This is a genomic window from Microcoleus pseudofavosus SVA1_A4 (assembly GCF_036700565.1).
Classification (GTDB): Bacteria; Cyanobacteriota; Cyanobacteriia; order Cyanobacteriales; family Microcoleaceae; genus Microcoleus.
Window position 1 is genome coordinate 102,766 of the sequence record NZ_JAUBPE010000004.1, and the last position, 22,695, is coordinate 125,460.

General features: G+C 44.5%; 18 protein-coding genes. 12 read left to right on the forward strand and 6 right to left on the reverse strand.

Going from position 1 to position 22,695, the window contains the following annotated elements; all coding sequences use genetic code 11:
- Positions 1 to 193: 193 nt before the first annotated feature.
- The 5 genes from QUA02_RS03075 to QUA02_RS03095 all read right to left on the reverse strand — a co-directional run bounded on the left by QUA02_RS03075 (position 194) and on the right by QUA02_RS03095 (position 6,634).
- Complete coding sequence (locus QUA02_RS03075) at positions 194 to 2,752, reverse strand: sigma 54-interacting transcriptional regulator (protein ID WP_333025221.1); 2,559 nt, start codon at positions 2,750 to 2,752, stop codon at positions 194 to 196.
- Between the two features lie 112 nt (positions 2,753 to 2,864).
- On the reverse strand, positions 2,865 to 3,245 hold the full coding sequence (locus QUA02_RS03080) for a hypothetical protein (protein WP_333025223.1): 381 nt from the start codon (positions 3,243 to 3,245) through the stop codon (positions 2,865 to 2,867).
- Positions 3,246 to 3,815: 570 nt separating this feature from the next.
- Positions 3,816 to 4,586, reverse strand: a complete 771-nt coding sequence (locus QUA02_RS03085) for a class I SAM-dependent methyltransferase (protein ID WP_333025224.1) — start codon at positions 4,584 to 4,586, stop codon at positions 3,816 to 3,818.
- Between the two features lie 142 nt (positions 4,587 to 4,728).
- Complete coding sequence (locus QUA02_RS03090; RefSeq protein WP_333025226.1) at positions 4,729 to 5,064, reverse strand: hypothetical protein; 336 nt, start codon at positions 5,062 to 5,064, stop codon at positions 4,729 to 4,731.
- A 667-nt stretch (positions 5,065 to 5,731) separates the two neighbouring features.
- Positions 5,732 to 6,634, reverse strand: a complete 903-nt coding sequence (locus QUA02_RS03095) for an undecaprenyl-diphosphate phosphatase (protein ID WP_333025228.1) — start codon at positions 6,632 to 6,634, stop codon at positions 5,732 to 5,734.
- A 274-nt stretch (positions 6,635 to 6,908) separates the two neighbouring features.
- On the opposite strand from QUA02_RS03095, the gene QUA02_RS03100 reads away from it, so the two are divergent.
- From QUA02_RS03100 to QUA02_RS03110, 3 genes are all read left to right on the forward strand, one after another.
- Complete coding sequence (locus QUA02_RS03100) at positions 6,909 to 7,523, forward strand: thylakoid membrane photosystem I accumulation factor (protein ID WP_333025229.1); 615 nt, start codon at positions 6,909 to 6,911, stop codon at positions 7,521 to 7,523.
- A gap of 150 nt (positions 7,524 to 7,673) precedes the next feature.
- Positions 7,674 to 8,606 carry a trypsin-like serine protease gene (locus QUA02_RS03105; RefSeq protein WP_333025230.1) on the forward strand — a complete coding sequence of 311 codons (933 nt, stop codon included), beginning with the start codon at positions 7,674 to 7,676 and terminating at the stop codon, positions 8,604 to 8,606.
- A 145-nt stretch (positions 8,607 to 8,751) separates the two neighbouring features.
- Entirely contained in the window at positions 8,752 to 9,813 is a 1,062-nt protein-coding gene (locus QUA02_RS03110; RefSeq protein WP_333025231.1) for a mannose-1-phosphate guanylyltransferase, read from the forward strand.
- Positions 9,814 to 9,889: 76 nt separating this feature from the next.
- On the opposite strand, the gene QUA02_RS03115 is transcribed toward QUA02_RS03110, so the two are convergent.
- Entirely contained in the window at positions 9,890 to 10,474 is a 585-nt protein-coding gene (locus tag QUA02_RS03115; protein WP_333025232.1) for a Uma2 family endonuclease, read from the reverse strand.
- A 208-nt stretch (positions 10,475 to 10,682) separates the two neighbouring features.
- Between QUA02_RS03115 and QUA02_RS03120 the strand changes: the two genes are divergently transcribed.
- From QUA02_RS03120 to QUA02_RS03160, 9 genes are all read left to right on the forward strand, one after another.
- The gene (locus tag QUA02_RS03120) at positions 10,683 to 12,335 is read left to right on the forward strand and encodes an ABC1 kinase family protein (protein ID WP_333025233.1); all 1,653 of its coding nucleotides are present in this window, start codon (positions 10,683 to 10,685) and stop codon (positions 12,333 to 12,335) included.
- Positions 12,336 to 12,440: 105 nt separating this feature from the next.
- Positions 12,441 to 15,752 carry a DEAD/DEAH box helicase family protein gene (locus QUA02_RS03125; protein ID WP_333025234.1) on the forward strand — a complete coding sequence of 1,104 codons (3,312 nt, stop codon included), beginning with the start codon at positions 12,441 to 12,443 and terminating at the stop codon, positions 15,750 to 15,752.
- A gap of 566 nt (positions 15,753 to 16,318) precedes the next feature.
- Positions 16,319 to 17,383: a sigma-70 family RNA polymerase sigma factor gene (locus QUA02_RS03130; protein WP_445305118.1), complete on the forward strand. Its 1,065-nt coding sequence runs from the start codon at positions 16,319 to 16,321 to the stop codon at positions 17,381 to 17,383.
- Positions 17,384 to 17,856: 473 nt separating this feature from the next.
- Entirely contained in the window at positions 17,857 to 18,063 is a 207-nt protein-coding gene (locus QUA02_RS03135) for a hypothetical protein (protein ID WP_333025236.1), read from the forward strand.
- A 210-nt stretch (positions 18,064 to 18,273) separates the two neighbouring features.
- Entirely contained in the window at positions 18,274 to 19,218 is a 945-nt protein-coding gene (gene uvsE / locus QUA02_RS03140) for a UV DNA damage repair endonuclease UvsE (RefSeq protein WP_333025237.1), read from the forward strand.
- 363 nt (positions 19,219 to 19,581) lie between these two features.
- Complete coding sequence (locus QUA02_RS03145) at positions 19,582 to 20,253, forward strand: SOS response-associated peptidase (RefSeq protein ID WP_333025238.1); 672 nt, start codon at positions 19,582 to 19,584, stop codon at positions 20,251 to 20,253.
- Between the two features lie 122 nt (positions 20,254 to 20,375).
- Entirely contained in the window at positions 20,376 to 21,239 is an 864-nt protein-coding gene (gene blaOXA / locus QUA02_RS03150) for a class D beta-lactamase (RefSeq protein ID WP_333025239.1), read from the forward strand.
- Positions 21,240 to 21,837: 598 nt separating this feature from the next.
- Positions 21,838 to 22,227 (forward strand): VOC family protein, encoded by a 390-nt coding sequence (locus QUA02_RS03155; protein ID WP_333025241.1) that lies wholly within the window; start codon positions 21,838 to 21,840, stop codon positions 22,225 to 22,227.
- 29 nt (positions 22,228 to 22,256) lie between these two features.
- Positions 22,257 to 22,661 carry an MAPEG family protein gene (locus QUA02_RS03160; protein WP_333025242.1) on the forward strand — a complete coding sequence of 135 codons (405 nt, stop codon included), beginning with the start codon at positions 22,257 to 22,259 and terminating at the stop codon, positions 22,659 to 22,661.
- The last annotated feature ends 34 nt before the right edge of the window (positions 22,662 to 22,695 follow it).

Sequence of the window (22,695 nt, forward strand, 5' to 3'; positions counted from 1 at the left end):
TCCGATCTTAAATTGTCAGAAAAAACTCAAAACTAAAAGTAGAGGAGCGTAACATACAGCAGATTCCATGTTGATGAAGTACACCCTAAGAATGATGGAGCGAGGTAGGGACACGGCACTGCCGTGTCCTCTATCTGTGCTGATTATCGTCCTGCTTTGCACGGGAATAATAATATATCGCGCCTACTCACTCTCAGGTTCCTACGATCGCATACCACAAACTCAGCATCAGGCACAAACTCGCTAAATGTTGTGGAATCAAAGATTTAATTGAGCGCTTGGCAATTTTTTGAGTCACAAATATTGTAACTAATAATGATACAATCAAAGTTAAACCTTGCAAGAAACTAATCACCGCTGGATCGCCAATAAAACTCGGTAAATCGTCTCTAATTTGTCCGAAAGTGGCAAAAGCTACAGGAATCACTCGACCGCCTTCCTGCAAACCCAATCGCCAATAGTGAGCCAAACTACCGCCCCAGACTAAGGGTAAATAACCGTAGGCGAGAGAGACAAATGAGAGGGGTTTGTAGGTTGTAAATGGCATGGTTTCTGCTTGTCCCAATCGATAAATTGCCTGCATGATTGCGTAGGCAATTAGGGGAATCATCGGCGGGATAATTAACACTGCGATCGACAGTCCTAAATGAGGTAAAAATTGCTCTAAATTGATGCCCAGCCCCAACCAACTATTTATCTCCGGCAAGCGATGCAGATAAATACCGCCTAATAATAGAAATAACAGGGCAACTTCATAACTGTGAGGAACGTGGGTCGTCCATAATTCGATGCCGGGAGGGCGCAGATTTAATTCTACCGATCGATGCGGACAAGCTTTCAAGCAAGTCATGCACAATACGCAATCTTTATTATCGGTTAATTGGGCGGGATGGGAATAAATCGGACAGCCATTAGTAGTTAATCCTTCCCCCAAACCGGGGCCGCCTTTGTAACATTGGTAGGTGCTGCATTCCGCCGCGCAGGTTCCTTGTTGGGCGCGCAGTTCGATAATTGAGAGTTTAGCAAATAATCCATTCATTCCCCCGATCGGGCATAAATAACGACACCAAAATCGCCTCTCGAAGATTAGGGAAAAAATTACCGCTCCGGCGGTGATGAGCAACAACAAACAACTGGATAAATAGGCGGTATTTTCTAAATTCCACAACTCTTCCCACAGAAATATCAGAGTAAATAGTCCAAATAGAAGCCAGCCACCCCATTTTTCGGCTTGTTGGCGCGGCCATTTATTGAGAGTTCGAGGGAAAATTTTTAGCGATAGTTTTTGGACGATTTCCCCATAAATCATAAAAGGGCAAAAAGCACACCACAATCGCCCGATGATGGGGAATAATAATAAAATTAACGGCCACCACCACGCCCAAAAGATATTTAGGGCAAAATTATGTTGTCGATCTTGGGGAGCAACAAACAGGATAATTACCACCAATGCAAACACCCAGGTGGTAAACCAATAATTCACGCGATCGGGATACCAATCGCTCCGTAAAAATTGCCGAAATTTTGGATAAATATTTAATAAATTCACCCGAAACTTTTGTTTCTTCGCTGCCTGGGCCCAAAACACTTCTTCCGTTAATACCTTACTCCCCTGTGCTTGAACTAAGGCGCGATCGACCATTCCCTGCAATTCCTGCAAATTACCTGGAAAATCGTAGGCTTGTAAGCGGCGAATTGCTTCCGGTGTAACTTGGGGCTTGACTAATTTCTTTTGGCGACCAATGATATTGAGATAATAGTTGACTTGTGCCTCTAAATCTGTTTTTCGCACCCGCAAGGATGGGACTTTAATCTTGTGTTGTGTCAGCTTATCTAGCTTGGGCTGCACAATTTCTGAGATTAAAATTATCCGGGCCTTACTAGGACGCGGTGGTCGCGGTATTTGTCCTTCTTTGACAACTGGCGTATAGGTTCCCTCGGTTAATAATTGCTGAATTTGGGGGCATAATTGAGCGGGTAATTCTTGCACGTCATTTAAAATTAACGTCCCTTCTCCCAACCATTCCAACAGCCCCGGTTTGCCGCCCAACCGCCCGAATAATTCCGCTCCATTGCTCTGAAGTAAAGCACTTTTAATCTGAATAATTGGCTCGTTGCGGCGATGGGAACCGAAATGAATTAAAGCAGCTAAATTATCTTTTTCTAAACCAGGTTCGCCAGAGATTAATACCGATCGGCTGTCACTCGATGCCGTGCGAATTTGTTGGCGCAATTTCACTGCATAACGACTATTGCCAATGACTCCTCGTTTCGCCCTAGGTACTAGATAGCTGCGGAGGGCATTTTGACGCTCTCGTTCGTAGGCAATTTCTGCTTCTAGCTGCTCTAATTTCGCCGCCAAACGTTGAGCGTAGGCTTCGGCGATCCGTGGATATCTTTCTAGCAAACCACGCCAGCGATCGGCACTAATTACCCAAAATTGACACTCTGTCCGAGCAATAATTCGACTATCGGCAGGTTGCGATCGTTGAAGGGCCGATAAATTGACGATCGCCCCCGGTAATAAACTACTCCCCCACATTAAACCCGGTTGTTTGCGGCGGTATCGATCGGCTTGTCCCCGTTCTAAAATATAGAGATTAGTGACGGGCGTATCTTCTATTACCACTCGAAATCCAGGGGGAAAAGTTGTCATCTCCATTTCATCCGCGATCGCCTGTAAAATCTCGCGGGATAATATGCCTAATTCGGTACTTTTTGCAAGCCAGTTAACTAATGTTTCGGTAGACATCGCTTAGCGTCGGCGAAAGCCGAATCGTGGTAGTTGGTGTAGGATATATATTTTTGTGCTACATCAATATTAACTGCTGGGAACGACTAGCATTTTGAGTTTGAGTGCGGTGTTAATTTTCTGTCTTCAGCATAGCCGATCGACACTCCCCGCTATAACATATTTTTTCTGCACGTCCTCCTGCAATCTGCACATTAAAAGTGATTCCCGATCGCTGAGGCTGCCATCCGAGTTGCACTGCTTGCCGTATCCATTGTGCTACATCAGAGGTTGTTACTGGTTTCACTGCGTTAGTTGGAGTAAAACCTTGAGGATGAGGTCGATCGGTGAGGATAACTAATACCGAGCCCGCTTTTTCAGCGTGTTCGACAGCAACATGAAGATTTCCCCAACCGTAGTCTGCTTGAGTATTGGTAGCTTGTCTTCGGATTAGCCAGATGAAAGGCTGCCCATCAACAATTATTTTTCTTGTTCCTTTTTTCGGTATTGACATAGTTTGCTTTAACCCAGCCTAATCATGGGATTATAACGAAAAGACTCAAGCATTTGTTTATTGAGAAGTTTTGCTAAACCCTTTCATAATTTGACGAATCTCGTCTATCTCAATCTCTTCGCGATCGGATTTTGAGTAAATGTCGGCGTTGCTGATTTAAGGTATGAAGGGCTAAATATGCAAGTCAGAGAAACCAGTATCCACAAAATTTCGGGATTTTCAAGTTATTTTTTTCATACCCTGATTAAGCAACGCCCAATATCGATAGCTTGTTGAATTTGTGCAGTCATAGTGAATCCTCCATTTAAAATTTTCGATTTTTAATTGTTACTCACTTTTGATTATTTTGCGAACTTAATTTAAATGCTGAACAGCTTATAACGGGGTTTAAGAATAGTCATGGCAGTTCCCTGTCATAGTAGAGTTAATTATACACTTTTAACTTGCCATAAGAATGAAGGAAACTTTAGCCGCCGATCGCGATCGGGAGCTTGGCTTGACGCACATTGTAGGAATTAGGAGCAGCACTTGAATTGCGATCGGCATTACCTAATTCCTATTTCCAGCTAACTATAGCTTTGCTTTCTCGCCAACAATCACAGCGATCGGAACCGCATAATGAATTTCATTTCCTCGTTCATGTGCGCCAACCCCCAGATTGTCAACACCAATATCCTCTCTAAAAATTTGTCGCACCTTATTGTCATCGCCGGGATTTGGGAAAGAAGCAGCTAACTGCTGTTCAAGCTCTAATTCTACCTTGTAAAATGCCAACTTGATATTTTGAAGATTGGCATCCGCGACTAATTGGGGCAACTCTTCCAGAGTCAAGGCGCGAGTATGAGATGGATCGCGCAACTTCTCAATCCGGTCATAAGCATCAACTTTGTCCGGCGGCATCGCAACATCAGCAATCAGAATTCGACCGCCCGGACGACATACGCGAACCATCTCCGACAACACAACATCTGGCCGCAAAAAATGATGGAAAGCGTAACGACTCAGAACAATGGAAAAACTATCATCGGCAAATGGTAGCATCTCGATATCGCCTTCCTGCCATGAGAGATTAGTCAAGTTTTTTTGCTGTGCCAAAATCTGGGCTTGTGCGATCATTGCTGGTGTTAAATCAATGCCAGTAACGCGACTGGAAACCGCAGCAAAAGCACAAGCAACAATACCCGGGCCGCAAGCAACATCTAGAACTGTGTCTTTGTCAGAAACACTCGCCATTTCTATGAGCAGGTACATAGACTCTTGATTTGTGTGAGCGTACAATTTAGAGAATGGAATTGCCTGACGAGTGAACTGGTCGATGATGGATTCCTGATGTGCGGTCATAGTTTAGGATGTGGCTAGCGGAGAATGTTTACAGTTTAACTTGTCTAGGATGAATTTGGCGATCGGGCGATCGCTAAATTCATCCTAGGCGAGTGAATTGTCTTTAACAGAATTGACTTGTGTGGTTACTGAATAAACAGCATTATATTTTTTCCATAAACAGTCCTGCAATCCGCACCTCAAAAGTTATTCCGGGTAGCTGAGGCTGCCATCCAAGTTGCACCGCTTGCCGTATCCATTGTGCTACATCAGAGGGTGTTACTGGTTTCCCTTCGTTAATATCCGCCAAACATTGAGGATGAGGTCGATCGGTGAGGATAACTAACACCGAACCCTGTTTTTCAGCGTGTTCGACACCAACATGAATATTTCCGCCAGTGTAGCATGATTGCGTATAAGTAGCTTGTCTTCGGATTAGCCAGATGAAAGGCTGCCCATCAACTATTATTTTTCTTGTTCCTTTTTTCGGTATTGACATAGTTTGCTAAGCTCGATCGCCTTTAGAATCAGGATAAGTTCTGGGTTGTGAATTTAGCTTGGCTGTGAGAGGATGTATCAAAAATATGTATTTATGAAACTCAAAATTTTGACTGGGCTCCTGACAAGGTTAGTTGTTTCTGCCTGCACAACAGCGCTCTTTTGTCAACCCAGCCGTGCGGGAAATAATCGCTTTTTTTGCGATACTCTTCCATATATTAGCACTGGGATTCTGAACGGATAACCAGTTTTAAATCTGATACTATTGTTCCCACAATTCCGGGGCGATAAATAAGGAAATTGCTACACCAATGCTAGCAGCAGGAACCAGCATAATTAGCGCTAATAGTGCATTTTGGCGATCGCTATCTTCGAGCATTTTATATCAATTCCGGTTGCATCGGAATTAATATTACCCGAAATCAGGACACGGCAGTGCCGTTTCCCTACTGCCGTGTCCTCGCTTATCATTCCGGCGCAGCCGGAATTGATATTACTTCACTCACTTTGAGTTACAAGCTAACATTTTGTTAACTCTTAATAAGCATTTTATGAACGGGTTCTCCGGCCCGTCCCACAATAAAATTTACTCTTTGTGGAACAGGCCGGAGAGCCTGTTCTTGTTTTGTGGAACAGGCCGGAGAGCCTGTTCTTGTAATTAGAACAACCTACGCATTTTTCATTGCCCCACCTGCGAGAGCAGTTAAAATCGCCACGCCAAAAGCCAGCCGATACCACACAAACACCCACGTATTTTGAGTTTGCAGGAACTTCATCAGCCACGCGATCGACAAATAAGAAAACACAAATGCCGAAATCGTTCCCACTATCAAAGCTGCCACTCCACCCTCGCCCATTCCTTCTCCCAAAGCACCCTTTAATTCCACTAATCCAGCCAGAGTAATTGCCGGAATTCCCAATAAAAAAGAAAACCGCGCGGCGGCGGGTCTTTCCAATCCCATAAACAATCCTGCTGTTAGGGTAGAACCCGATCGCGAACACCCCGGAATCAATGCAATTGCTTGAGCTAATCCCATCAAAATACCGTCTTGAACAGTTAACTTTTCATAAGTGCGATTGCGCTTGCCAATTTTTTCTGCTATTGCTAACAGCAGCGACATGACGATCGAAGCAATGGCGATCGCACCCAAACTTCTCAGCGGCGACTTGTCAAAATCTGGAACCAATGCCTTGATTAGCAGCCCAAAAAAGACTATAGGTATTGTTCCCAAAACAATTCCCAGCGCTATTTGAAACTCTTGCGATTCGTAGTCGCGCCGCACCACGGCATCTACAGCACCAAAAGTTATAGTTGTCAAGTCTTTCCAGAAATACCAAAGCACTGCCACAATACTGCCCAACTGAATTACAGCAGTATAGGCAACCCCCGGATCGCCCCATCCCAGGGCGATCGGCACTACCTTCAAATGAGCGCTGCTGCTGATGGGCAAAAACTCTGTTAATCCTTGTACAATTCCTAAAACAATCGCCTGCACCAGATTGATTTGAGCGGGCCCGGAAACATCAGCAGCGGGCGTTTGGGCGAGGAGTCCGTCAAGCAAAAATATCATTTGTTGTCAGTTCCTAGTTGTCAGTTTCTAGCTGTCAGTCACCAGCGATCGGTTGATATCAAATCCGGTGGATTGTACGGGATATCTGTAGGGACACGGCACTGCCGTGTCCCTACCCATAGTGCTTACTGTCGATCGCCGCTAAAAGCAAATTATCATAATCGATCCGAGACTACTTTAACCTACTCAACAACATTTGCATACATTTTGCTGATAAACTTAGGAAAGTTTTTGCACGCTTTTTCGCTTTCCTTACAGCAACTGCCAACAACCTATGATATTTTCTGAGTACCGAAATTCCATTATTACTGCTGCTGCTTCAGGCGGACGCTTGTGGCGGCGAATCTTGTCAGCCAGTCTTTTAACGGTGGCGATCGCACTTAGCTTGATACTGCTAACCGGCACGCCACCAGCCTTCGCAACTCTCACCGACGATCGCTATGACGGTACAATCTTTGCCCTCTACGCCGGCAACGGTTCCCTAGTTCCTCCTAAAGTCAAGCTAACCGATTCTTTCAAACGCAATAAACCAGTATTGTTAGTGTTTTACACTGACGACAGCAGCGACTCCAAGCAATACGCGATCGTCGTCTCTCAACTCCAAGAATTTTACGGCCGCGAAGCCGATTTTATGCCTATAACAGTTGACTCTTTGCCTCCGCAACCGTCACCGAAACTCACCGAACCGAGCCATTATTACGAAGGTTTCGTACCTCAAACTGTCATTCTCGACAAATCGGGAAAAGTAGTTTTTAACGAGAAAGGACAAATACCCTTTGAACAGGTAGATGATGCTTTTCGGAAAGTATTTGACTTGCTGCCCAGAGAAAAATCACTCCCACGCAAACGCCGTGTCGTGAACGAACTTAACGTCGAATTGTCGAAGTAAAATATTGCAAATAAGAGGACACGGCAGTGCCGTGTTCCTAACCGGATTAATTGTATAAAAACTGCGCTGCAGTCTCCTGATTGCGGGTAACATTAATTCCAATAGTACCGAATTTGATATAACAGTTATTCAATCAGTTCAACATCAAAAATGAAGTCAGCAATCAAAGTTTTATTAATGATAGTTTTGACTGTACTGTTAGTTTTAGAAACAGCAGAAATCGGGCGAGCAATAATTAGTGCTTTTGCTAACAGCAGTTCCCGCAAACCTTTAGCTTTCAATCAATATACAGGCGTCGCCTATCTCGAACCAACTCAATGTACGGGTTCGCTGCTAACAGGAGGATTGTACGTTCTCACGGCCGCCCACTGTCTGAACGGAGGCGGAGTCAAGGTTCCTGCAGAAACGGCAATCAAAGCAAATTTTAAATTGCCTAGCGGTGAAGTTAGGATCTCTGTTAGCAATTATTATATTCATCCGAGTTGGAATGGTTATGAGTCAGAAGTTGGCAACGATATTGCTATTTTAAAACTGAAAAGGGTCGCACCAAAAAGTATTCAACAGTACGATATAAATAGAAACAAGAATGAAGTCGGCAAAGTATTGACAAAGGTGGGATACGGATATATAGGTTTAGGTGCAAAGGGACAAGATGAAAATTCTAATTCTGAGGCAAAAAGATATAGCGGACAGAATCGCTATGATGCCTTAATTGATGTTTTGAAAGATTCTACAGAATCAGATATGTCCGATTTGGTTTTGGGAAGTCAATTAATCTTTGATTTTGACGATGGAAGTGCGGAACGCGATACTTTGGGGAGGCATTTTCCGAAGTTGCGCGATCGAGGTTTGGGGAAAAATGAGATAGCTACGGCTAGCGGAGATTCCGGCGGACCTTCGTTTGTCGGCGGGAAGATTGCGGGGATTAGTTCTTGGGGTTATAGCGATCGGGGATTTTTCAAAACAAACATCGCCGATATTGATAAAATTGACGACAATGGCAGTTTCGGGGAAATTTCCGGCGACACGCGGGTATCGTTTTATGCTAATTGGATTGACAAGATGACCAAAAATCTCTCCTAGGCATTTTTCAAATCCCTACTAAATAAAAAACGTAGCGCGTTAACGCCACGCTGCCAACAATTAATTAGTTCGATCGATTATATCACGATCGTTTCAATCCCTCAAGTGTCAGGCAAAATAGATCAGAACCGTTTAACTTCAAATCATGACCAAAACCTTAATTCCCGTAATTCTCGCCGGCGGTAAAGGCGAACGTTTCTGGCCGCTGAGTCGCAAGCAGCGGCCCAAGCAGTTTTTGAGTCTCGACGGTAGCGGCAAGAGTTTGCTGCAAGCAACTGCCGATCGACTATTAACATTAGGTAACGGTTGGGACGATTTGTGGGTGGTAACGTCGGAAATGTTGGCTGCGGGAGTCCGCGAACAGTTGCCACTGTTACCGCCGGAGAATTTGCTGGCGGAACCGGAGGGTCGGGATACGGCGCCGGCGGTGGCCTGGACTGCTATAGAAACTGCGAAGCGTTACGGTGAGGATGCGGTGGTTGGTTTTTTCCCGGCGGATCACTGGATTGGGGAACCGGAGGAGTTTGAGAAGACTTTGGAGGCGGCGGCTGAGTTGGCGAGAAATCAGGATGCGATCGCCACTTTGGGAGTCAAGCCGAGTTATGCTTCTACCGGTTACGGCTACATCGAACAAGGGGAGGAAATCGGCAATTTTGGCGGTTTTCCGGCCTATCGGGTGGCTAGGTTTACGGAAAAGCCCGATCGTACCACGGCCGAGGAATTTGTAGCCAGCGGCAAGTTTAGTTGGAACGGGGGAATTTTTGTATTTCGCGTCGGAACAGTCTTGACAGAATTGCGAAATCATGTACCGGAAATGATGGCAGCTTTAGAAGCAAAAGGCGCGCAGGCTTACTCGGAATTACCCAAAATTAGCATCGATTACGCGCTGATGGAGAAGACGCAAAAAGCCTGTGTTTTGCCTGTAGGCTTTAGTTGGGACGATTTGGGAGATTGGAATGCGATCGCCCGTTTGCTGCAAGGAGACAAGCCGAATGTCGAGTTAGCAAAACACGTCGGAATTGACACCAAGGGCGGCATTTTTTATGCAGCCGATGAGAATGAGGTCATCGTCACCATAGGTTTAGAAGATGTGGTAGTTGTCAGAGATGGGAATGTGACTTTAATTGTGAAAAAAGATAGGACGCAGGAGATCAAACAGGTAATCAAGGTGTTGGGAGAAGATGAGAAGTTGAAAGATTTATTGTAACTCATTCTGTAAGGTGCGCAGTGCGCACCTTACGACCACCAATAGTTTTACTCTTCAGTTTTTGCGCCCCGGAATATTACATAATTTCTGCTAAATCCAATACAAAACCAGGCAATACATCTTCCCCCGAGAGTGTAGCAGGATTTTGGATTATTTCTACTTCGCGATCGGGGCGATATATTTCAACCCGCCGATTTTGCCTGTCAATTAACCAACCTAATTTAGCACCATCATCTATGTATTCCTGCATTTTTTCTCGCAGTTTTTTTAAGGAATCTGTGCGCGATCGCAACTCAACCACAAAATCGGGACATAAAGGAGCAAAACTTTCTTTTTGTTCGGGTGTTAAAGCATCCCACCGTTCTTTTTTGACCCAAGAGGCATCGGGAGAGCGATCCGCACCATTACGGAGGGTGAAACCTCCAGAAGAGTCAAAGGCAACTCCTAGATTATTTTGCCTGCTCCAGGCTTGAAGTTGATACGATAGATCCATATTGCGCTTGCTAGTTTCGCTGCCAGTTGGTGGCATAATAATTAACGCCCCTGATACTGTACGTTCAAATTGATAATCGCGGTTGTTCTGACAAAGCTGAAAAAATTGCTCGTCAGTTAAGTCTATGGATAATTCGATCGAAGTTGGAGGAAATTTGATTGCAATCATAATCGATTTTAGATGTTAGATTTTAAATCATCGAGCGGGCTGAATAGAGTCTATGGTAGCATCAGAATTAATGGCTTCATCCCGATCGCCCTTTTCCCCTATCCCCCTCTCTTCCCTCGAAGTTATTCCTCAAGACACTGGTCAGCTTGGTTAACAGCGCTATCCTAGTAGTTATATTGCCCTTAAACCCGATCGACCCGGAGGCCCCTTGTTCAGCCTAGTTCAAAACACTTCTCGCAAAGGAGAAATTCTAGAGGTCGTCTTCCGCAACGGTTGGGACTACATGAAAAGCCTCCTAACCGGCCGCAAAACCGACGCGCCCAGTCTCCCAACTCCAGCAGTTCTCCGCAACATCCTCGTCGAATTAGGCCCAGTATTTGTCAAATTGGGGCAATTGCTGAGCACCCGTCCCGACCTTTTACCCGCCACCTACATCGAAACCCTCTCCACCCTACAAGCGGAAGTACCGCCCGTACCGTGGTCGCAAGTAGAAGCAATCGTCCGCAAGGAACTCACACAATCTCTCGAAGATACCTTCGCTAAATTTAACACTGAAGCCGTCGCCGCAGGTTCGATCGCCCAAACCCACAAAGCTACTTTAAAAGACGGCCGCGAAGTCGCCCTCAAAGTTCAGCGCCCCGGTATTGATATTGTCATCGAACAAGACATCGCCGTGCTCCGAGGTTTGGCAGAACTTGTCATGCTCACAGACTTCGGTCAACAATACGATATTGTCGCCTTAGCAGAAGAATTTGCGATCGCCCTGCGTGCAGAACTAGACTTCATTCAAGAAGCCAGCTACACAGACGAACTGCGCCGCAATTTATCTAAAAGCCGCTGGTTTGACCCCAAACAAGTTGTCCTACCAGAAATTAACTGGGAGTTGACTACAAAAAAACTCTTAGTAATGGAGTGGCTGAACGGAGTCCCGATTTTGTTAGGCGATTTGCAAGGAATTCGCCACAAAGGAGATATAAATGCCGAACGCGAAGAAATTACAACCCTGCTTTGCCGCGTTTTCTTCCAGCAGTTGTACATCGACGGATTCTTTCACGCAGACCCGCATCCCGGCAATTTATTTTATCTCAAAGACGGCCGGATAGCCCTGCTAGACTGCGGCATGGTTGGCAGGTTAGACCCGCGCACTCAGCAGAATTTGACAGAGATGTTGCTGGCAATTGTCGATTTAGACGCTCAGCGATGCACTCAATTAACCTTGGAAATGGCCGAATTTGCTCAGCCGAAAAGTTTAGCAAATCTCGAAAACGATTTGGCTCGAATGCTGCGAAAGTATTACAATGTGAGCTTGTCGCAAATGAACTTGTCGGAAATTTTTTATGAGGTGCTGGAAATCACCCGCAAAAATAAAATTCGGCTGCCCAGCAATCTCGGTTTGTATGCAAAAACTCTAGCGAATTTGGAAGGACTGGCGCGATCTTTTAATCCCCGCTTTAATATTGTAGAGCAGGTGAAACCGCTGATGACCGATATGTTTCGGCGTCAGTTATTAGGAGATGACCCGGTGCAAGCTCTGCTGAGAACTGCCTTGGATCTGAAAAGCTTATCTTTGCAATCTCCGCGACAGGTGGAAGTGCTTTTAGACCGGGTTACTTCGGAAACTTTGAAGTGGAACTTGACACTAAAAGAACTCGATCCGCTGCGCCGCACTCTGGGGGATTCTGCCAACCGACTTTCTTTTAGTATTGTCGTGGGTTCGCTGATTGTGGGGGCGGCAATTATTTCTTCTAACGCGCAAACTGCTCAGCTATCTTTTCTGAGCAACGGTTTGTTTGGGGCGGCGAGTTTTTTGGGTTTTTGGTTAATTATTAGCATTCTGCGATCCGGTCGTTTGCGGAGTTGATTGTACAATATCGGTATATGTTGTGGAACAGGCATCTTGCCTGTTCTTGAGAATGGTGGAAGATGTAGAATGTAGCCTAGTGCAACAACCGCATAAAGGTAGGCTATGTCACAGGATGATGCTTCTTTCCCAAAGTCGGCAATTAGAGACAACCGCCACCGCGGAACTGTGGGCGATTTTTTGAAAGCCAAGGTCGAGGAAAACTCAACCTTGTCAATTGTTTCTGCTTACTTTACAATTTATGCTTTTGATGCTTTGAAGCAACAACTTCTAGGTATTAAAAGCTTGAAATTTCTGTTTGGCGAACCGCGCTTCATCAAGTCCCTTGACCCCAGTAAAACCGATAAAAAGGCGTTCCAAATTGAGGATGAGGGTTTGCAGCTACAAAATCGGTTGGAGCAAAAGCGGGTTGCGAAAGAATGTGCAGAATGGATTGAAAAAAAAGTACAGATACGGTCGGTAAAGCAATCTAATTTACTGCACGGCAAGATGTATCACATTGCTCATAACGGAACTGAAAATGCTATTATGGGCAGTTCTAATTTTACCGTGCGGGGGCTGGGATTAGGTACAAAATATAACAATATTGAACTCAATCTAGAAGTAGATAGTAAACGCGATACCCGCGACCTTAAAGCCTGGTTTAATGAACTCTGGGATGATGCCGAACTAATCGAAGATGTCAAACAAGATGTGCTGCTGTACCTAGAGCAACTTTACCAGAATAATACTCCTGAGTTTATCTACTACAAAACTCTGTTTCATATCTTCGAGACTTTTCTAGATGACCTAGAAAAAAGCGATATTCTCAGCGAACAGCTACACCTATTTGATACAGAAATCTGGAAAGCTCTATTTGAATTTCAAAAAGACGGAGTTAAGGCAGCCATCAATAAAATCCGACGATATAACGGGTGTATTATTGCTGACAGCGTTGGTTTAGGTAAAACATTTGAAGCTCTAGCGGTTATTAAGTATTTTGAACTTCGCAATGAAAAAGTTTTGGTTCTGTGTCCCAAAAAACTCCGCGAGAATTGGACTGTATATCTAGCACAGAACAATAGCGATATCAATCCTTTGGTTAAAGATCGCTTTAGCTATACAGTCCTATCTCACACCGACTTGAGTCGCGATTCCGGTTGGTCTGGGGACATTAATTTAGAAACGATTAATTGGGGTAACTATGACTTGGTAGTTATTGACGAATCCCACAATTTTCGCAACAACATCAAGAGTAAACGGGACGAATTTGGCAATCTAATTAGAAAGAGCCGTTACGAAAGGCTGATGGATGATATTATCAAGAGCGGTGTCCAAACTAAGGTGCTACTCTTATCAGCAACTCCGGTTAACAATGATTTAAAGGATTTGCGGAATCAACTTTATTTTATCACAGAAGGTCGCGATGCTGCCTTTAGCGAATCGCTGGGAATTGCCAGTCTGCGGGATACACTAGCTGATGCTCAACGGAAATTTACCAAGTGGGCAAAGAAAAGTCGCGATCGCAAAACTAGCGAACTGCTGGAAGAACTTAGTTCTGCTTTTTTCAAACTGCTTGACGAATTGACGATCGCCCGATCGCGCAAGCACATTCAAAAATACTATAAAGATGCGATCGCCCAATTAGGCGGCTTTCCAGAACGGCTCAAACCCATCTCGGTATTTCCTGAGATTGACCTAAAGGGCGAGTTCATGTCCTACGAACAGCTTAACAGCGAAATTTCTCAATATCAACTCTCGCTATTCAACCCTTCAAAATATGTCCTGTCCCCATACCGTTCGGTGTATGAAAATAAAGGAGTGCGAAATTTCAAACAGAGCGATCGCGAACGCTGTTTGATCGGCATGATGAAAGTCAATTTCCTTAAACGCTTAGAAAGCTCCATCCATTCCTTTGCGCTGACAATGGAGCGCACAATTACCAAAATTGAATATCTAGAGACAAAAATTAAAAATTTTCAGCAATTTCAGCAATCTCGCGAGGCTAACCAGACAGTTATTTTCAGCGATTTGATGATTGAAGACTTGGAGGATGAAGAGTTGCAAGATGCCATACAAGTAGGTCAGAAGCTGATATTTCAAATGGCGCACCTCGATGTCGAAACCTGGTTAAAAGACCTGAAACGTGACAAGGAACAGCTTGAAAAAATCTACAATTCTGCCCAAAGCATTTCTGTTGAACGCGATGCCAAGCTGGCTGAGTTAAAAGAACTGATCGCCGCGAAAGTTAGGAATCCTACAACTAACAAGCATGGCCAACCAAATCGCAAGGTTTTAGTTTTTACTGCCTTTGCAGATACGGCAGTCTATCTCTACGAAGGATTGCAGGAATGGGCAAGAGTAGAATTGAAAATTAACTTAGCTTTGGTCACTGGGGGATCGGCGGCAAATAAGACTACCTTTGGCAAAAACGAGTTCAATCACATCCTGACAAATTTTTCGCCTTTCGCCAAGAAACGCGCCCAAATTCCATCTATGCAGCAAGACGACGAGATCGATCTATTGATTGCCACAGATTGTATTTCCGAAGGGCAAAATTTACAAGATTGTGATTATCTGATTAACTACGACATACACTGGAACCCAGTCCGGATTATCCAGCGGTTCGGTAGGTGCGATCGCATTGGCAGCCCCAACCACACGGTACAATTAATCAATTTTTGGCCGACAGAGGACTTGGATCAATACATCAATCTGAAAAATCGAGTAGAAGCACGGATGGCTTTAGCGGACATGGCTGGTACATTTGAAGATAACCTGCTGGAGGCAAAGGAAATTCAAGAACTGATTGAGAGTGATTTGAAATACCGCGACAAGCAGTTGCTGCGATTGAAAGACGAGGTGCTGGATCTCGAAGATTTCACCGAAAGTGTCGCCCTAACGGAATTCACTCTCGATGATTTCCGAATGGAACTGGCCAAATATATTGAGAGCAACCGCAAACTACTCCAAGATGCTCCTTTAGGACTCTATGCAGTAGTTCCAACTAACTCGGAGTACCCGATAATTGCTCCGGGAGTAATTTTTTGCCTCAAACAGAAAGGCGATTCTCTTGATAATAAAACCGTCAACTCGCTGCAACCATACTTTTTAGTTTACGTTCGAGAAAATAAGGAAGTGCGATTAACTTTTGCTCAACCCAAACAAATACTTGAAATATATCAGTTGCTGTGCGCGGGGTGTAGTGTTCCCTATGAAGAGTTGTGCAACTTGTTCGATCGACAAACTAATAACGGATTTGATATGAGTTTGTATAACGATTTGCTAAAGCAGGCCGTTGATTCAATTGCAGGTATTTACAACAAGCGGCTCATCGGAAATCTGCTGTCTAGTCGCAGTGCTGTGTTGGTTGAACAAGCCCATCAGGTTAAAGCAACAACTGATTTTGAACTGATTACCTGGCTGGTGATTAAATGAGCGTCAGCGAACAACAAGCCAAAGCATCTATTAATGAAGCTTTAAGTAGTTTTGCCAAGGGAAAACTAGCGGATAACGCTAGAAATTTGTTTTTAGCTCTTGGCTACCGCAGTGATATAATTTATGCGCTAGAACCTAATAGTTCGGATAATTTTATTGCAAAATTTGATATTGATAAAAAGCTAACTCACCAAAAAGCTCTCTTAGAGGAATGGCTGTCGGTTGATTTCCTCTTCCAATTTACCGGGAGAGAAATTGCAGATAATGACCAGCTTGTCGAATTTGAGACTAGCAGTGGTGAGAGTGCCTTTTTTACTTCCTACTTGTTTTTCGCGATCGCACTGCGGAGGAGCGCGTACACTATCGAACAACTTGACGGGATTGTCCGCGAGATTAATAAAATTTTCCCGATGCCAGCGATCGTGCTTTTTCAGCATGGAGCAACTGTGACTTTCTCCATGATAAACCGCCGCCAACACAAACGCAATGAATCTAAAGATGTATTAGGAAAAGTCAAACATCTTAAAGATATCCCATTCGCCAGCCCGACAAACTCTCATTTAAAAATGCTCTTCGAGATTTTCTTAGCACAGTTGCATAAAAATCACGGCTTTAGCAACTTTGACGAATTTAATGAAGCTTTGCATCAAACTGTTCCTGACAGCATCAAATTTAAAGAAGACCCTATACCCCCAGATTCGCTTCGCGTTTACCTGCAAGAAATCCGTCGATTTCCCATGCTCAAAGCTTACGAAGAGATTGAATTAGCTCTAAAAATTGCTGAGTTGTTGGAATTAGAAGAGGTGCGATCGCAATTGTCTTGCCAGCTAAATAGAATTCTGCAGGATGCAGAGTGGGCTGACGCTGCAAAAATCCCCTTGCCAGAATTGAACCTGCGCCTGCTGATTGGGCGAAAAGCTAAACATAAAATGGTAGAGTCTAATTTGCGGCTGGTAGTCTCAATCGCTGAAAAATATCAAAATCGAGGGGTGGATTTATTAGACTTGATTCAGGAGGGAAATCTGGGTTTAATCAAGGCCGTAGAAAAGTTTGATTGCAGGAAGGGCAACAGGCTTTCCACCCACGCATATTGGTGGATTCGTCAAGGAATTACGCGGGCAATTCACAACCATTCCCGCACCATCCGGCTACCAGATCACTTGTGGTCAACAATTTCCGAGGTTAAGCAAACTACCAAACAGCTTTCTCAAGAATTTGGTCGCATTCCCAAGATGGAAGAAATCGCCAATTGTTTGGGAATGACAACTGCAAACTTGCGCTTTGTTATTCAATCGTATCGGCCGATCATTTCCTTAGATACTCGAATGGGTGAGGATGAAAGTTCTACATTTGGAGAGTTGATTGAATTTGATGGGGAAACACCAGAAGAGGAAGTATCGAAAAGTTTGCTCCGCGAAGATTTGGAAAGCGTTTTAGATGATCTCAGCCCCCTAGAACGTGACGTGCTGCGACTGCGTTACGGTTGGGATGACGGACGGGAGAAGACTCTAAAGGAAATCGGCAATATATTTAAAATTACTCGCGAACGGATTCGGCAAATTGAGCATAAGGCTTTACAAAAGTTGCGCCAGCCCAAACGCAGAAACAGATTAAGAGAATATCTTGACTAGCCCTATAGCAATTGACCAAACTCAGAGAAAAAAAGCGAATAAAAAGTAAGAGCTAATTACAAACATTTCCCAAGGGAAAAGTATCGCAAAAATTCAGAGGCCGCAGGGAGCCAAAGCCCAAAAAGTCGCTGATATGCCCAAAACTTGCTTTGTAGCCAAGGGAAAGCATCAAGAAATCACAGAGAAAGCTGTTCGCCAAATTATAAGCAACCTCGGTTTGAACATAGAATCTGTTAAAGTCAAAAAATGAGGACAATATACCTGGATTGACGTTAATGCTGAGCCGATATTTGACCAAAATCGCTGTCCTGTACCTGCCTATGGTTCAGCCGCGAACCGGCATTAGTTAAAGGGAATTGGTCAAACCTGCTGCAAGACTGGTATAGCAGATATCTGACTTAAGATAGGCGATCGCCCGCAGCAGCTAAGTCTAAGCTAGAAATTGTTCGATCGACCTAATTGAGGAAAAACAGATGAGTAGCGGTCACGCCAGCCATAAAGGTTCTTCCACAAAACCCAATACCAACACTAACGGTCAAATTACATCCCCTGACGACCAACCAGCCGATCCCCTAAATCAAGAAACATCCGGTTATCCGTTCCATAACGAAGCAATGGAAAATCCTGTTGCCACCGCGCGGCCCGGCGAAGAGGCTGAGTCTGGCGAAGAACAGCAATAGTTATATCGATTAAATTGGCATCGATATGCTACAGCAGATTGCAAGTTTATGAAGTACACCCCCGCGATCGATCCCCGTAGGGACACGGCATTGCCGTGTCCCTAAAACGGCTGTGTACCTTACAAACAAGCAATGCCCACCGGTGGTTATGGCCCGCCCTACATAGAAACTATTTAACATAAAATTAAAGTTAGGGATTATTATTGAGACATGAGCGGGATTAACCAAGTATTGGAAAAGGACAAATTGCCAGAATTAGGATTAGTCTGCATTACAACATCCGATGCAGTTCGTTTCCGCACTGTCACCCGGAAGCGGCTGTTGCAGCTAACAGAAATTGAACAAGAAAAAGTATTGCGCGAGTTGTATGCAGATAACTTAAAACGACTTGACAAGGCGATCGACTTCTGCTGTGCCAATGCGATTAAATTGTATCGAATGACTTCTGCACTCTTTCCTTTTGCAGATACAGATTTGGGGGAAACAGTGTTAACTTCCATGAGTGAAGAATTGCGCCGAGTGGGCGATCGCGCAATTTCCCTCAACATCCGTTTGGTGCTCCACCCCGATCAATTTGTTGTCCTCAGTTCCGACAAGCCTGATGTCGTTAAAAACAGCATTAAAATTCTGGCGACTCATGCTTTAATTATGGACAAGTTGGGACAGCCCCGAGATCCTTGGGCACTGATGAACATTCACGGCGGTAAGGGCGATCGCACTTCGCAACTCAAGTCAGTCATCCGCGATTTACCCGAATCAATTCGATCGCGCTTAACCTTTGAAAATGACGAATACGCTTACAGTTCCTCGGAACTTTTAGAAGTTTGTCTCGATACCGCAGTACCGATGGTTTTTGACGCCCACCACCACGTCATTCACGAACATTTAGAAAGTTATGACGATCCGAGTGTGGCCCAAATGCTAGCAGCAGCCAGCACTACTTGGCGCGTTCCTGAATGGCAATTAGTACACATATCAAACGGCCGAGAATTTTTTGCCGATCCGCGCCACAGCGACTTGATTGCAGATATGCCCAATTGCTATTATGATGCTCCTTGGATTGAAGTAGAAGCTAAATTTAAAGAATTAGCTATTGACAAGTTGCGGGCCGAATGGTTGTCTGCGAATGTTCCACAATTTAGCAATGTCTCGTAGGGGCGTGTTTTACCAACCATAATTGCCTAAAACCAATCATCTCAAAAACCCGCCCCCACCCAACGGTAAATCCCAAGAACAGGCTTTCCGGCCTGTTCCATAAAGAACAAGATGCCTGTTCCACAAAGAATGAATTTTGTGGTGGGGTGGGCGGGAAGCCCGCCCGGTTGAGTCCGACAGTCCGACAGGGGTTAAAAACCCCTGTCTCATAGCTAAAGTCCTCTAAAAGAGGACTAAAATAGATATAGATTTCCGTCAAATTTTTCAGTCGGTTTTAACCGACTTTTGCTTTGAGGCAGGGGTTTAAACCCCTGCCGGACTGCCGGAATTGAGAAAAAACCGCGTTAATACCACCTATAAATTATGTGCGGAAGATTCACTCTAAATACTTCAGCTAAAATCATCGCTGAATTCTTCAAACTCTCCGAAGTTCCAGACATCAAACCGCGATACAATATCGCCCCAACTCAATCAATTGCTACCGTCACAGTCGATTCCAAAAATATTGAGCGACAGTTTCAATTTATGCGCTGGGGTTTGATTCCCAGTTGGGCGAAAGACATGAAAATAGGCAGCCATACCATCAATGCCCGATCGGAAACAGTAGCAGAAAAACCAGCTTTTCGCAGCGCCATCAAGCACAGGCGGTGTTTGATAATCGCTGACGGCTTCTACGAATGGCAACCCCAGGGCAAGAAAAAACAGCCTTACTATTTTACAATGGCAAACGGCGAACCTTTTGCTTTTGCCGGTTTGTGGGAAAATTGGGAATCGCCAGAAGCAGAAAACATTGTATCTTGCAGTATAATTACTACTGCTGCTAACGAAACCGTGCAGCCCGTGCACGCTCGAATGCCGGTGATTCTCCCCGAGGGCGATTGGGAACAGTGGCTTGACCCCTCAATTAACAATTCTCAGCAAGTTTTGCCGCTGTTAAAGCCCTACAATCCAGCAGCAATGAAAGCAAATGCGGTAAGTGCGATCGTCAACAGTCCCACTAGAGACACTCCCGAGTGCATTCAAGCAATAGAATAAACCTAGAATTAAGCGCAGCCTGCTGTGAAACCCGGTAAAAAAACTCGCTTGATACTTCCGAAATTAGAAAATCTGCGGGTGTAGTTCTAGGCTGCCGATCCTTCACAAACTAAGACAGGCTGATGAACAAAGTTTCTCGTTGGATAATTGTTGCCTTACTAGCGTTAGCTTGCCTAACTTTTACCCTATTTCACCCTACACAGTTTGCTTTCACTCAGCCAACTCGAACAATTCAAAATCCTACAGAAATTCCCCAGTCGATCGACTTTGGGCGACATTTTCAAGAGTTGGGAGTTACAGGGTCAATTCTCATAGAGGATTTAAAGTACGGTCGCACTTACCAATACAATCCCCAGCGCAACGCCACCGCTTTCTTACCTGCATCGACGTTTAAGATTCTCAATTCCTTGATTTCCCTAGAAACAGGGGTGATTGCCGATGAAATTCAGATTCTAACTTGGGACGGTATTCAAAGGCAAATTCCCGCATGGAATCGAGATTTGAATATGAGGGAAGCAATCAAGGTTTCTGCTGTTTGGTTTTACCAAGTTCTCGCCCGCCGAGTGGGGTACGATCGGATGCAGAAATGGGTTACTCAAGCAGGATATGGCAACCAGAAAATCGGCGGCAAAGAGGATATCGATCGATTCTGGTTACAAGGAGAACTGCGAATTACCCCTCAAGCGCAAATTCAGTTCCTGCGCCGTCTGCACCAAAATAATTTGCCCTTTTCTGAGCGCTCTCTCTCGATTGTCAAAGATATTTTGATTGTCGAAAAAACTCCCGACTACACCATTCGGGCCAAGACAGGTTGGGTAGGATTTGAGGGCATGGCAAAACCAGAGATTGGGTGGTACGTGGGTTATTTGGAAAAGGGTGATAATACTTACTTTTTTGCCACCAACATCGATATTCAGAACCCGAAAGATGCAGGCAATAGAATAGAGTTAACACGTCGTTGTTTTAATGATTTGAAATTGCTATAATTCTGACAAATAAAACTTACGCATGGGGGTTCAGAAACCGGGTTTTTTACGGAAATATTTGATTAGAGCATCGCAGATTCGGCAAAAAACCCGGTTTCTTTGGTCTGTGTGCCTCCAGGGGGGAAAATCTTGATGTTGAGAGCGCAGATTTTCCTCGTCTAGGTAAGCGAATGCTCCGCCGTGGAGAGAATGTGGAGATTTATGATACTTCCAATGCCAAAAGTCTCAGTTTACTGGAAAATACCTAAAATTGGAAATAGAGATTATGTCCTTAACTGGTGCTATCAATTGATGAATCTGCGATCGGCAATCATATCAATTCCGGCGTAGCCGGAATGATATAGAGGACACGGCAGTGCCGTTTCTTGCGCGCCAGATTTATTGTAGGGACACGGCACTGCCGTGTCCTGATTTCGGGTGATATTAATTCCGATGCAACCGAAATTGATATCATTGGAGCGGACAAAATCGAGAGAGTTTGAGTTATAATATAAGAGGATTTTTGAATTGTAGCTTTAGTGATCTAAGCCACAGTTTAACTCAGTTGTTATTTTCTAAAAAAAATCTTCATCTTCACATCAGGGAAAGGATCAAAAATATGATCGGATACGTTACACTCGGTACCAACGATATTGAAAGTGCAGCCAAGTTTTATGATGCTTTGCTTGCTGAAATTGGCGCTCGACGATTCATGGAATTCGAGCAATTTATCGCATGGAGCGTTTCTCCAGAGCTACCAGGACTTGCTATTACAAAACCATTTGATGGCAACAGAGCAACTGTTGGCAATGGAGTAATGATAGCTCTTCAAGTTGACAGCCCAGAAAAAGTCAATTTAGTGTACAATAAGGCGATCGAACTTGGGGCTAAGGATGAAGGAGCTGCAGGACCAAGAGGCGAGTTACCGGGGTTTTATGCGGGATATTTTCGGGATCTGGATGGCAATAAGTTGAACGTGTTTTGTATGATTCAGCAGCCAGCTTCCTAAAATATTAGTACGTTTTGCGAGGTTTGTTTATGAACTCTATTAACATGACCTTTCCCCTCTGGGGTTTAGCAATTTTCATTGTGTGGATAATTGCTGTCGTTATCCTTTTACTCACAGTCAGAATCCGGCATCTATCTGCGGGTGGATCTGTCAAGGATTTTGGCACACCAAACGATGAAAGTTTGCTGTGGCGGCTATTTCGGGTACAGTCCAATCTAGTAGAAAACCTGCCTTTATATCTGGGAGTTGTTTTCCTGCTGACCTGGAGGGGCGTATCTGGGACAGCGGTAGATTTGCTGACTGTTGCGTACATCGTGTTTCGGCTGGTACACTCAGTCATTCACATCGCTGGGATTAATCCAATATTTCGCCTTTTGTGCTTAGTGATTCAGTTAGGTTGCTTGGTCGCCTTAACTGTGATGACATTCTTGTGAAGGCAGAATTTAACAGAAGCAGAAGGTAGAAGGC